General features: G+C 48.5%; 11 protein-coding genes and 1 tRNA gene. 5 read left to right on the top strand and 7 right to left on the bottom strand.

Annotation, left to right across the window (positions count from 1 at the left end; genetic code table 11):
• Positions 1–1,260: a glycosyltransferase family 4 protein gene (locus MUB35_RS13620; RefSeq protein ID WP_033143454.1), complete on the bottom strand. Its 1,260-nt coding sequence runs from the start codon at positions 1,258–1,260 to the stop codon at positions 1–3.
• Positions 1,261–1,424: 164 nt separating this feature from the next.
• Between MUB35_RS13620 and MUB35_RS13615 the strand changes: the two genes are divergently transcribed.
• The 3 genes from MUB35_RS13615 (at position 1,425) to MUB35_RS13605 (ending at position 3,094) form a co-directional block, all read left to right on the top strand.
• Positions 1,425–1,497 (top strand) — tRNA-Ala (locus MUB35_RS13615).
• A 115-nt stretch (positions 1,498–1,612) separates the two neighbouring features.
• Positions 1,613–2,371, top strand: a complete 759-nt coding sequence (locus MUB35_RS13610) for a TraX family protein (RefSeq protein WP_033143455.1) — start codon at positions 1,613–1,615, stop codon at positions 2,369–2,371.
• Between the two features lie 111 nt (positions 2,372–2,482).
• Positions 2,483–3,094 (top strand): metal-dependent hydrolase, encoded by a 612-nt coding sequence (locus MUB35_RS13605; RefSeq protein ID WP_033143456.1) that lies wholly within the window; start codon positions 2,483–2,485, stop codon positions 3,092–3,094.
• A gap of 113 nt (positions 3,095–3,207) precedes the next feature.
• On the opposite strand, the gene MUB35_RS13600 is transcribed toward MUB35_RS13605, so the two are convergent.
• The 6 genes from MUB35_RS13600 to MUB35_RS13575 all read right to left on the bottom strand — a co-directional run bounded on the left by MUB35_RS13600 (position 3,208) and on the right by MUB35_RS13575 (position 10,267).
• Positions 3,208–3,882, bottom strand: a complete 675-nt coding sequence (locus MUB35_RS13600) for an acyltransferase (protein WP_033143457.1) — start codon at positions 3,880–3,882, stop codon at positions 3,208–3,210.
• A 5-nt stretch (positions 3,883–3,887) separates the two neighbouring features.
• Positions 3,888–5,909: a DNA topoisomerase gene (locus MUB35_RS13595; RefSeq protein ID WP_244806371.1), complete on the bottom strand. Its 2,022-nt coding sequence runs from the start codon at positions 5,907–5,909 to the stop codon at positions 3,888–3,890.
• Between the two features lie 58 nt (positions 5,910–5,967).
• The gene (asd, locus tag MUB35_RS13590) at positions 5,968–7,053 is read right to left on the bottom strand and encodes an aspartate-semialdehyde dehydrogenase (protein ID WP_033143459.1); all 1,086 of its coding nucleotides are present in this window, start codon (positions 7,051–7,053) and stop codon (positions 5,968–5,970) included.
• Positions 7,054–7,164: 111 nt separating this feature from the next.
• Positions 7,165–8,544: an argininosuccinate lyase gene (argH, locus tag MUB35_RS13585; protein ID WP_244806370.1), complete on the bottom strand. Its 1,380-nt coding sequence runs from the start codon at positions 8,542–8,544 to the stop codon at positions 7,165–7,167.
• Positions 8,545–8,628: 84 nt separating this feature from the next.
• Positions 8,629–9,267, bottom strand: a complete 639-nt coding sequence (locus MUB35_RS13580) for an epoxyqueuosine reductase QueH (RefSeq protein ID WP_244806369.1) — start codon at positions 9,265–9,267, stop codon at positions 8,629–8,631.
• 1 nt (position 9,268) lies between these two features.
• Entirely contained in the window at positions 9,269–10,267 is a 999-nt protein-coding gene (locus tag MUB35_RS13575) for a 2-hydroxyacid dehydrogenase (RefSeq protein WP_033143462.1), read from the bottom strand.
• 214 nt (positions 10,268–10,481) lie between these two features.
• Here MUB35_RS13575 and MUB35_RS13570 point away from each other — a divergent pair, with 214 nt between their 5' ends.
• Together MUB35_RS13570 and MUB35_RS13565 are read left to right on the top strand one after the other, a co-directional pair.
• Entirely contained in the window at positions 10,482–11,252 is a 771-nt protein-coding gene (locus MUB35_RS13570; protein ID WP_033143463.1) for an ABC transporter ATP-binding protein, read from the top strand.
• On the top strand, positions 11,245–12,051 hold the full coding sequence (locus MUB35_RS13565; protein ID WP_187370619.1) for an ABC transporter permease: 807 nt from the start codon (positions 11,245–11,247) through the stop codon (positions 12,049–12,051). The genes MUB35_RS13570 and MUB35_RS13565 overlap by 8 nt, the downstream gene beginning before the upstream one ends.
• Positions 12,052–12,078 lie beyond the last annotated feature (27 nt).

Here is a 12,078-nt window from a genome sequence, read left to right as displayed (position 1 = left end):
TTAAGAAGCCCTCCTCATCATACGTTTCATCATCGCCCGTCCCCAGGCAGTACGCTCTGTATCTGTGTATACGGAAACCTGCTCTTTCTCCCGGCAGGCGGTGCGGTAAGCACGTTCCACCATGGTACAGAAGTTCCAGGTTGAAAATTCTTCCGCCATCTCTCTTGCCATTGCCCCCATTGCCTGTCTTCTCTCCTCATTTTCCAGAAGATAGGTAAGGTGCATGCGGAAATACTCATACGTCTCATACTGGAAGCCGTTGCAGCCGTCTGCTATGACACCCTCCAGACATGCATCCTTTCTGCACAGGGCAGGGACACCGCTTGCCAGTGCCTCAATGTAAGTGATTCCCTGTGTCTCACTGTTGGATGCACACACAAAAATATCTCCCATCTGATAGCAGGCCCACACTTCATCCGGAGCCACCATTCCGGTAAAACAGACATTTTTGTCGATTCCCAGACTTTTCGAAAGGTTTTCCAGGTTCTCCCTGTCCGGCCCGTCACCTGCGATCAGAAGTGTCAGGTGCTCGGTACCCTCCTCCGAAAGTCTGGCGAAATACTCCATGATCTCTTCCAGATTTTTCTCTTTTGCCAGCCTGCCCACACTGACCAGAACTTTATTCTCTTTCGGAATCCCAAGAGCTTCTTTTCTCTGCTCTTTTTCCTCCTGTGTCAGTATTCTCCTGAACTTTCCAAGGTCAATGCCGCTTGGGATCACGTCCACTTCGGGTTTAACCTGATAGGTGGAAAGAATGTCTCTTACTTTCCCTGTCGGTGCGATGACCCGGTCTGTTTTGTTCAGAATGGTTCTGGAAAATTCGGCCACCGCCTTTTTGCCTGCTTTGCGGCCCGCTGTATATCTGCCCAGCATGCCCGGAAGATAATGCATATAATCTTCATAAATGGTGTGGTAGGTGTGAAGAAGCGGGCATCCGCATTTCTTACTGATTTTAACCGCGTATTGAAAAGTCATAAATTCGCATTGTGAATGCACCACGTCCGGCTCCCAGTCGATCAGTTCCCCTATAAAGGGATTGCCATAGGGAAGAACCGCTCTCGCATTGGGATAAATACTTCCCAGATCCATGGATTTCACATAATAAACTTCGTTATCTCTATAGGAAGCTCCGGTCTCGGAAAGTGTCAGCACTCTCACCTCATGGCCGCGCTCTTCTAATTCTCTCTTCAGATTGAGAACAGAGGTGACTACTCCGTTGACAATGGGTTTGTACCAGTCTGTAGTAATTAATATCTTCATCAAAAGTCCCCCTTTGTTTTCTCCTTGTCTTAGGTTGACTTTATCTTAACCGGAAGACTTAAAGAAATGGTCGGCGGATTTTTAAAAATTTTCTAAAGAAAGTTGTAAGAATTACTTCCATTTCTAAAAACTATATGCTATAATAACATCGTTGTAAATCCTGAGGGGCATTAGCGCAGCTGGGAGCGCGCCACAATGGCATTGTGGAGGTCACGGGTTCGAATCCCGTATGCTCCATTTAAAACAGTAAGGGCTGTGAAAAAATGGAATGAATCTAAACTCCATTTTTCCAGCCCCTTTTATTTTTCAAAATAGGAAGGCAAAGAGCCGAAAAAAATAAAGGAGTTATTACATGCAGGAAAAAACATTTCGTCCGTCCCGCTGGCAGCTTCTGCCTCCCGTACTTTCGGGGTCTGCCCTGAAGATCCTTGCCATAGTCACCATGCTGATTGACCACATCGGTGCCGTCATTCTGGAAAACGGATTTATCCACGCTTATCAGATGAACCTGCCCCAGGCTCTGTCCTACGAAAATACGCTTCTCATATGGAAGATTGACTGGGTTCTCAGAAAAATAGGGCGTATTGCTTTTCCCATATTCTGTTTCCTGCTTGTAGAGGGTTTTATCCACACTTCAAACAGAAAAAAATATGCGCTGCGGCTCGCTCTGTTTGCCCTTCTCTCGGAAATACCTTTCGATTTGTGCTTTAGAGGCAAATTCCTGGAATTTTCTTACCAGAATGTCATGATCACACTCCTCGTCGGTTTTCTTGCGATCACGGCAATGGACGAAGCCCGAAAAAGAGTGCCTGCACTGGCCCTTGTGGCTGCCGCTGCCGGTCTGCTCCTCGGATATCTCTTAAAAACAGATTACAGTTACAGAGGCGTCATACTGATCATCCTTCTATATCTGTTTCAGAGTTATCCCCTGGAAAAGACCATTGCGGGCTGTCTCTCTCTTCTGTGGGAGCCGCCTGCCTGCTTCGCCTTTATTCCCATCAACATGTATAACGGACAGAGAGGTCGGAAGATCAAATACTTTTTCTATTTCTTTTATCCGGTGCATCTTTTCCTGCTGTTTCTCATCCGCTATGCCCTTCTAAAATGCTGATTTCAGCCTATGCAGCATAAAAAACACTTACACTACATGAAACAGGGAGACTGCATCCAGGCAGGAGAAAAAGAAACGCCTTTCTGCAGTCTCCCGGAACTGGAGATACATATGACCGGAAAAACACATCTGTCCGTAGGTACAGCCGCCGCTGTCTGCGTGACGCAGCCGCAAAACTTAAGCAGCTTATTATTATGCCTTGGCACAGCCGCCATCGGCTCCGTGATCAGCGATATTGATGTCACCACCTCGGAATCCCGGGATGAACTGAATAAAATCACTGTCATCACTGTACTTGTCATAGCCGCCCTGGCCTTTGCAGAATGGAAATGGAATGTGGGAATCCGATACCGTTTCCAAAAAGAGAGCAGCATTTACAGACTTACCGTAAGTTTTCTTATCTTCCTGGGTGTATGCACCTTTGGAAAAAACCAGCCCCACAGGTCCTTCATGCATTCTCTGCCCGCACTTGTCATCTTAAGCGGCATAGTATACGGAATCTTTCCGGATATCACACCGTATTTTTCTGCTGCCATGCTCTCACACATGCTTATCGACATGCTCAATTACAAAAATGTCCGGATTTTATACCCTCTTAAATTCGGTATCAGCCTGGATCTGTGCCATGCGGACGGCCTGGTGAGCAAAGCCTTGTTTCATGCAGGTATGGCTGTCTTAACCATTATGGTACTGTTTCTCTTATACCGGATGTATTTTCATTAAAATATATCCGCAGACGCAAAAAGAGCTGACCCACTCCGATCCGGTCAGCTCTTTTCTATTAATCATAACCATTCAGCGCGCTAAAACACACAGCCCCGGCTGAATTGTTACACTCAATCTTCTGTTTTCTCTACCACTTCATTCTTATTCTTATAAATACTTTTCGCCGGAACCACTCCGCGCACGGAAGACAGCGGGTAAATGTTGCTGTGGCTTCCGATCACGGTTCCCGGATTCAGCACGGAACCGCACCCTACTTCCACTTCATCGCCCAGCATAGCGCCGAATTTTTTCAGTCCTGTCTCTATATTTCCGGAAGCACCTTTTACAACCACCAGTTTTTTATCAGATTTTACATTGGAGGTAATGGAGCCGGCTCCCATATGGGACTTGTATCCCAGAATGGAATCGCCTACATAATTATAGTGGGGAACCTGTACTTTGTTAAACAGGATCACGTTTTTCAGTTCTGTGGAATTTCCTACCACAGCACCTTCCCCAACCAGTGCATTGCCGCGGATAAACGCGCAGTGGCGCACCTCGGCGTCCTTACCGATAATGGCCGGGCCGTTGATGAATGCAGTGGGGGCTACCTTTGCGGATTTGGCGATCCACACATTCTCTCCCCTCTTCTCGTACTCCTCCTCAGACAGTGTGCTGCCCAGTTTTACAATAAATTCACTGATAAGAGGGAGCACTTCCCAGGGATATGTCCTGCTTTCCAGAAGCTCTTTTGCCATTGTCTGATCTAAATCGCTGTATAATTCACTGATTTTAAGCTGTTCCATTTGCTTTACCTCTTTCCGCCGGCTTTTCCGGCTTTTTTATAGTATACGGCCGCTGCGTCAAAAAACTGCTTCAGGGCCAGTTGATTTCTAAGTCCCAGTACGCCCTGGGTTCTGCTTCTCACAAAATTCTCCAGCTTTGCCATGTATTCATCCGGAGTGATCTCCCCCTCCGCCACATAGGTAAGGCCCTTCTCCCAGCTTGCGGTCAGCTCAGGATTTAAAAGAGAGCGGATGGATGCGTTGACCACATCAAAGATCATCTCGCCCAGCAAAGTGGGGGTGATGACCTGGGTCTTCTTATTTAATGCCAGGTACTTGATGGTCATGAGTTTTTTCAGGATCTCCGCCCTGGTGGCACTGGTGCCGATGCCGCTTCCCTTTATCTGCGCCCGCAGCTCCTCGTCCTCTATGAGCTGTCCCGCATTTTCCATAGCCAGGATCATAGAACCGGAAGTATAGCGTTTCGGCGGGGAGGTCTCCCCCTCTTTGATCTGGAAACCCGTGATATCCAGTTCACTGCCTTTTTTGATGGTCTGCAGGATTTCCAGAAAGCTGGTATCCTCTGTCTGCTCCCCATCCTCCTGGGGACTCTCATCCTTCTTTTTTGCGAAAGAGTTCTGCACCACTTTCAGATATCCCTCTGAAACCAGTATTTTAAAGGAGGAAAACAGTCTCTCCTTCTCAATGACAGACACGATACTCACCTTCTGATACACAGCAGGCGGATAAAAAATGCTTAAAAACCTGCGCACCACTGTCTCATAGACCTTTGCCGCCTGGGGGTGGAGGCTGCCCAGAGCACCCATTCCCTGTCCTGTGGGGACAATGGCGTAATGGTCTGTGATCTGTTTGTCATTGACATATCTTGTCTTCTCCAGATTTTTGTAGCTGCCCTTTTCCAGTATCTCTTCCGCAAAGGTTTTTCCGTGCACATAGCCCCGAAGGCCGCTGATGTTCTTATGTATTTCTTTTGCCACCGCAGTGGAGAGCACACGGGCATCGGTCCTTGGATAGGTGACCATTTTTTTCTCATACAGTTCCTGGACAATCTTCAGGGTCTCATCCGGGCTGATCTTAAACATGCGGGAGCAGTCATTCTGAAGCTCTGCCAGATTATAGAGAAGAGGAGGATTTTTATTCTCCTTTTTCTTCTCAATCCTTTCCACCACAGCCTTGTACGGCGGATTGGCGGACAGAATGGATTTTAACTCCTCTGCGTGTTTTTTCTCCTTGAATCCGTTCTCCTTATAGAGATAAGGAGACTGGAAATACCGGCTGCCCTCCACGGCGCGCCACTCCCCGTCAAAGGGGTGTCCGCCTGCCGAGAAGCTGCCCAGTACACGGTAAAACGGGGTTTTTACAAATTCCCGGATCTCCCGCTCCCTGCGCACCACCATGCCCAGCACGCAGGTCATGACACGGCCCACCGATATGGCCTGGTATTTGCTGCCCAGGTAATTGGATACTGCATTTCCATATTTTAAAGAAAGAAGCCGGGAGAAATTAATACCCATGAGATAATCTTCCTTGGCCCGCAGATACGCGGACGCGGATAAATTGTCATAGGCAGTGATATCCTTTGCCTCCCGGATTCCTCTCAATATCTCTTCCTCTGTCTGGGAATCGATCCACACTCTCTTCTGTTCCTTGTCTTTCACCCCTGCCATCATGGCGACCAGGCGGTAGATATACTCTCCCTCCCGTCCGGAGTCGGTACAGACATAGATGGTGGAAACATCTTCCCGGTTTAAAAGTCCGCTCACGATCTGAAACTGTTTGGATACGGACGGTATGACCTCGTATTTGAATTCTTCAGGCAGAAAAGGCAGGGTCTCCAGACTCCATTTCTTAAATTTTATGTCGTATTTTTCCGGGTAGCTCATGGTGACCAGATGGCCTACACACCAGGTGACAATGGTATTCTCAGATTCCAGATACCCGTCATGCCGGGATGTCTGGACCTTGAGAGCCTTGGCAAATTCCTGTGCCACGCTGGGCTTTTCTGCGATAAATAAAGATTTACTCATAAAAGCTCCTCTTCCATGCAATCAGACCGGAGGGAGCTCCCCGGTCTGACTTTAAGTTTTATTTTTTTGTGATAAATCCTTTGGCTTTCAGTGTCTCTGCGCAAAGGACAGCACCGCCGGCAGCGCCGCGCACGGTGTTATGGGAAAGGCCGATGAACTTGTAATCATATACACTGTCCTCTCTCAGACGTCCCACTGTCACGCCCATTCCCTTTTCGTAATCAACATCCAGGGTAACCTGCGGACGATTGTCTTCTTCCATATAACGGATGAACTGCTTCGGAGCGCTTGGCAGGTCTAATTCCTGGGGAATGCCCTTGAAGTTCACCATTTTTTCGATGAGCTGTTCTTTGGTCGGATTCTTTCTGAACTTTACAAATACGGCTGCTGTATGTCCGTTCAATACCGGAACACGCACGCACTGTGTGGTGATGACAGGTTCTGCTGCCTTTTCGATCACGCCGTCTTTGATCTCACCCCAAAGACGAAGGGGTTCCTGCTCGCTTTTTTCTTCCTCTCCGCCGATGAAGGGGATTACATTGCCTACCATTTCCGGCCAGTCTTTGAAGGTCTTGCCTGCTCCGGAGATTGCCTGATAAGTGGTTGCCACTACCTCGTATGGCTCAAACTCTCTCCATGCTGTGAGCACCGGTGCGTAGCTCTGAATGGAACAGTTGGGTTTTACGGCGATGAAGCCTCTTGTGGTTCCCAGACGTTTTTTCTGGAATTCGATCACATCAAAGTGCTCCGGATTGATTTCCGGCACTACCATAGGTACATCCGGAGTCCAGCGGTGTGCGCTGTTGTTGGACACAACCGGTGTCTCTGTCTTAGCGTAATCTTCTTCAATGGCTTTGATCTCCTCTTTGCTCATATCCACGGCAGAGAATACAAAGTCAACAGTGGATGCCACTTTCTCTACCTCAGATACATTCATGACTTCCAGCTTTTTCACAGCCTCCGGCATGGGAGTGTCCATTTTCCAGCGTCCGCCCACGGCTTCCTCATATGTCTTGCCTGCGCTTCTTGCGCTGGCTGCCACAGTAACCACCTCAAACCAGGGATGGTTCTCAAGCAGAGAGATGAATCTCTGGCCTACCATTCCTGTTGCACCTAATATACCAACTCTTAATTTCTCACTCATACGGCAATTCTCCTCGTCTATGTATTCTGTGCCCACTTTTGTTTTCCCTGTGCGCACATTTGTTTTTCCTAAACAATACTATAACAAATCCGGGAAAAAAGCAAGTATTTTTTAGTTTTCTTCCAGATATTTTTTGTGCAGTGCCAAAACCTGCTTCATGGCTGCCTCGCCGGGAGCACCGATGGTATTTCTCTTCTCCACGCAGTTTTTCATGCTGATGGCCTCATAGATATCCTCCTTGAATACAGGGCTGATCTCCTGATATTCTTCCAGGCTCATCTCGTCCAGAGAGATGTTTTTCTCTATGCAGGCAAGCACCAGACGTCCCACAATGCCGTGTGCGTCCCGAAAGGGCACACCGTTGTTCACCAGATAGTCTGCCGCGTCTGTGGCGTTGGTAAAGCCGTTCTTGGCGCTCTTTTCCATATTTTCTCTATTGAAGGACATGGTGGCGATCATACCGTTAAACAGAGCGATACAGCCCTTTACCGTGTCAATGGCATCAAAGGTAAACTCCTTATCCTCCTGCATATCTTTATTATACGCCAGAGGAATGCCTTTCATGGTCGTCAGAATGGACATGAGGGCGCCGTAGACACGTCCTGTCTTTCCGCGCACCAGCTCCGCAATATCCGGATTTTTCTTCTGGGGCATAATGCTGCTGCCTGTGCTGTAGCTGTCATCGATCTCCACAAAACGGTACTCATTGGAATTCCAGAGAATGATCTCCTCACAGAAACGGCTCAGATGCATCATTATGGTGGAAAGGCCTGACAGAAGCTCGATCAGATAATCCCTGTCCGCCACAGAATCCATACTGTTCAAGGTAGGCCCGTCAAATCCCAGTGCCTCTGCCGTAAATTCCCGGTCAAGAGGATATGTGGTTCCCGCCAGTGCTCCGCTGCCTAAAGGACAGAGGTTCAGACGCTTACTCGTGTCTGCCATACGGCTTCTGTCACGTTTGAACATCTCAAAATACGCGCCGAAGTGATGTGCCAGTGTCACCGGCTGCGCCTTCTGCAGGTGCGTGAATCCGGGCATGTAGGTATGTACATTTTCATCCATGATCCTGTAAATGGATTCCAGCAGTTCTTTTAAAAGGATATCGATCTCCCCAATCTCATCCCTTACGTACATTTTCATATCAAGAGCTACCTGGTCATTGCGGCTTCTGCCTGTGTGCAGTTTCTTGCCCACATCCCCGCAGCGGTCGATCAGGTTAGCCTCCACAAAGCTGTGGATGTCCTCATATTCAGGGGAAAAGGCAAGCGCTCCGCTCTCTATATCTGTCAGAATGCCCTTCAATCCTGCCAGGATCGTCTCCTTCTCCTCCTCTGTGATTATGCCCTGCTTTGCAAGCATAGAAGCATGTGCCATGCTTCCTGTAATATCCTGTTTGTAGAGCTTGTTGTCAAAGCTCAATGACGCGTTGAAATTATATACCAGCTGGTCCGTTTCCTTTGTGAAACGTCCGCCCCATAACTGAGCCATCTTTTCGTACCTCACTTTTTCATTGAATTTTTCCTATGCCATAAGCCGCATATCCCTATCCGGCTTATGGGTAACAGTTTATCATTATCTGTCTGGCCGTGCAAGATTTTTCTCCCTTTTGGAAAATACACAGCCGCAGAAATCCTGCCGGTACAGGCCGTACTCCCGTGAAAGCTCTGTGGAGCGCTTATACCCGTTTTTCTTCTTGAAATCCGAGGGCAGATGGCGGACATGATATTTTTCTTCCAGCTTTTCGCCGATCTCATTGATCTTTGCCGCATTTTTCAGAGGGCTTATTGACAGGGTCGTGGTAAAATAATCATAACCGCCCTCTGCCGCCAGCCTTGCCGCCTCCTCCATGCGCATCTCATAGCAGGCAAAGCAGCGCTCCCCGCCCTCCGGGATATCCTCCATCCCTTTTGCCATCTCAAAAAATTTTTCAGGGCAGTACACCCCTTTTAAAAATTTCGGCTTATGTACAAAAGGCATGGACGCTATGAGCCGCTCAAGCTCCTCCTCCCGCTTCTCATACTCCTCCCGGGGAGAAATATTGGGATTGTAGAAAAAATCTGTGATCTCAAAGTACTGGGACAGGTATTCCAGCACATAGCTGCTGCAGGGTGCGCAGCAGCTGTGCAGGAACAGAGTGGGGACTTTTTCTTCCCCTTGTATCTGCTCCAGTATCTTTTCCAGTTCTCTTTGGTAATTTCTGTTCCGGTTCATTTTAAGATTCCCTTTTTAATACTTCATTGCTGTTTGTCTCGCCCTTTTCAAAGGCCACCGCATTGTCCAGCGTAGTCTGGGAGATAGCAGCCAGAGCCTCCTGGGTAAAAAATCCCTGATGGGAAGTGATCATTACATTTGGGAAGGACAGAAGCCTTGCCGTCGTGGAATGCTCCAGGATTTCATCGGATCGGTCCTCAAACACATTCTTGGTCTCCTCCTCATATACATCAAGGCCCACCCCAAAGAACTTGCGGGCGCGGATTCCCTCGATCAGATCCTCTGTCTTTACCAGGCCGCCTCTTGATGTGTTGACCAGGACCACGCCGTCCTTCATCTTTGCTATGGTATCCCTGTTGATCAGATGGTAGGTGCTGTCCATTAAAGGGCAGTGCAGGGAGATCAGGTCACTTCTCTCAAGCAGTTCATCGAAAGAGACATACTCCGCAAAATCCAGGTCAGGATTCTGGTACACATCATAGGCAATGACCTTCATGCCAAAGCCGCGGCAGATTCTTGCCATGGCTGCGCCGATCTTACCGGTTCCCACGATCCCCGCTGTCTTCTGGTAGAAATTAAATCCCATAAGTCCGCTGAGGCTGAAATCATTTTCCCGCACTTTTACATAAGCCTTATGGATCCTGCGGTTTGCGGTGAGGGCCAAAGCCATGGCATGCTCCGCCACCGCCTCAGGTGAATAGCCCGGCACGCGCATAACACGGATGCCGTACATGGCTGCCTTATCCAGATCCACATTGTTGAAGCCTGCGCAGCGCATAAGCACCAGCCTGACGCCTGCTTCATGAAGGGCTGTCATGGTCTCTGCCCCCACGTCGGAGCTTACAAAGGCGCACACAGCGTCAAAGCCTTTTGCAAGCGGCGCCGTCTTGGGTGCCAGGTCTGTTTTCAGATAGTCGATCTCTATTCCCGGATAATGTTCCAGTTGTTTATCAAAGGATGCCCTGTCGTAGTTCTTGGTGTCAAAAAATAAAATTCTCATAGTTCTGCCTCCTGTTCTTGTCAAACAAAGTTTCCGTTACCGGATAGGTTTCCCAATCCGTACTTATTTTATCAATAATCAAAGAAAAACACAAGTGCCTCCCTTTCCCATATGTCAACCCCCGGCTTTTCATCATATGATACTGTATACCAACCCAAAAAACAGACAGTCTCACACCTGCCTGACGATGGAAAAAAGAAAGGAATGACAACTTATGGATACACCTCTTTTAGAAGTAAAAGATGTCAGTTATGCCTATCATACAAAATCCGGTGAAACACCCGCTCTGTCCCATATATCTTTTTCCGTGGAAAAAGGAGAATTCCTGGCAATCGTCGGCCCTTCGGGCTGCGGAAAATCCACTCTGCTGGATATGCTCTGCGGTCTGCTCACCCCGGAAGAAGGAGAAATTCTTTTAAACGGGAAACCACTCAGCGAATCGGTGACAAACATCGGATATATGCTGCAGAAGGACCACCTCTTTGAATGGCGCACCATCTACAGCAATGTACTGCTGGGCCTGGAAATCCAGAAGAAAAATTCACCCAATGCCAGAGAAAAGGTCAATCATCTTCTGGCCGATTACGGCCTGGATAAATTCAGGGAATCACGTCCCTCCCAGCTTTCCGGCGGTATGCGGCAGCGCGCCGCCCTCATCCGCACCCTGGCTCTGGAGCCGGATCTGCTGCTTTTAGACGAACCTTTTTCAGCTTTAGATTATCAGACACGCCTCTCCGTGGGGGATGACATTGGCAAGATCATCAAACGGGAGGAAAAGACCGCCATACTGGTAACCCATGATATCTCGGAGGCCATCAGTATGGCAGACCGGGTCATCATCCTCGGAAAACGCCCGGCAGCGATCAAAAAGATCATCCCCATTGTGCTCACCATTGACAACCGCACGCCTTTTACCTCCAGAAGCGCTCCTGAGTTCAAGAATTATTTTAATGAAATATGGAAGGAGCTAAACCATAATGGCTGAAATAACTTCTATGTCCAGAGGACAAAAGAACTATCTGCAGAAGTTAAGGCGTGATTCCCAGATAGTGAGGCTGATCCGCATCCTTATATTTCTGGTCTTTCTGGCGCTCTGGGAGGGCAGCGCAAGGCTGGGGCTCATCGACTCCTTTATCTTTTCCAGCCCTTCCCAGGTGGTTATGGCCATGTATCACATGATACTGGACGGAACCCTTGCCGTACACACAGGCGTAACGCTCTGGGAAACCATTGCCAGCTTCGCCCTGGTGACCGTGTTCGGTGTTGCCATCGCGGTGCTTCTATGGTGCTTCCCTAAGCTCTCCTCTATTTTAGAGCCGTACCTGGTAGTCTTAAACAGTCTGCCGAAATCAGCCCTGGCACCGCTTTTGATCGTGTGGCTGGGCAGCAATATCAAGACCATCATCGTTGCCGGTCTTTCTGTGGCTATTTTCGGGGCTATCCTGAATCTTTACACAGGTTTCTGCGGCACGGACCCGGATAAACTGAAACTGATTTCCACTCTGAGGGGCACGAAAAAGGATGCCCTTTTTAAAGTGGTTCTGCCCTCCTCCGTTCCGCTTATTTTAAGCATTATGAAGGTCAACATCGGCCTGTGTCTGATCGGTGTCGTCATCGGAGAGATGATTGGCAGCAAACGCGGCCTCGGATACCTGATCATCTATTCCAGCCAGGTCTTCAAGCTGGATACCATGATCATGAGCATTGTTATTCTATGCATCATCGCTGCTGTTTTATACAGCCTGATCAATGTGGCAGAGAAAAAATACAGAAAACACTTCTGAAAAACACAAAAAATCCAGGCGTGTAAG

This window comes from Blautia sp. NSJ-175, assembly GCF_022867815.1.
In the GTDB taxonomy this organism is placed as follows: domain Bacteria; phylum Bacillota; class Clostridia; order Lachnospirales; family Lachnospiraceae; genus Blautia; species Blautia celeris.
This window is presented reverse-complemented; position numbering and strand designations above follow the sequence as displayed.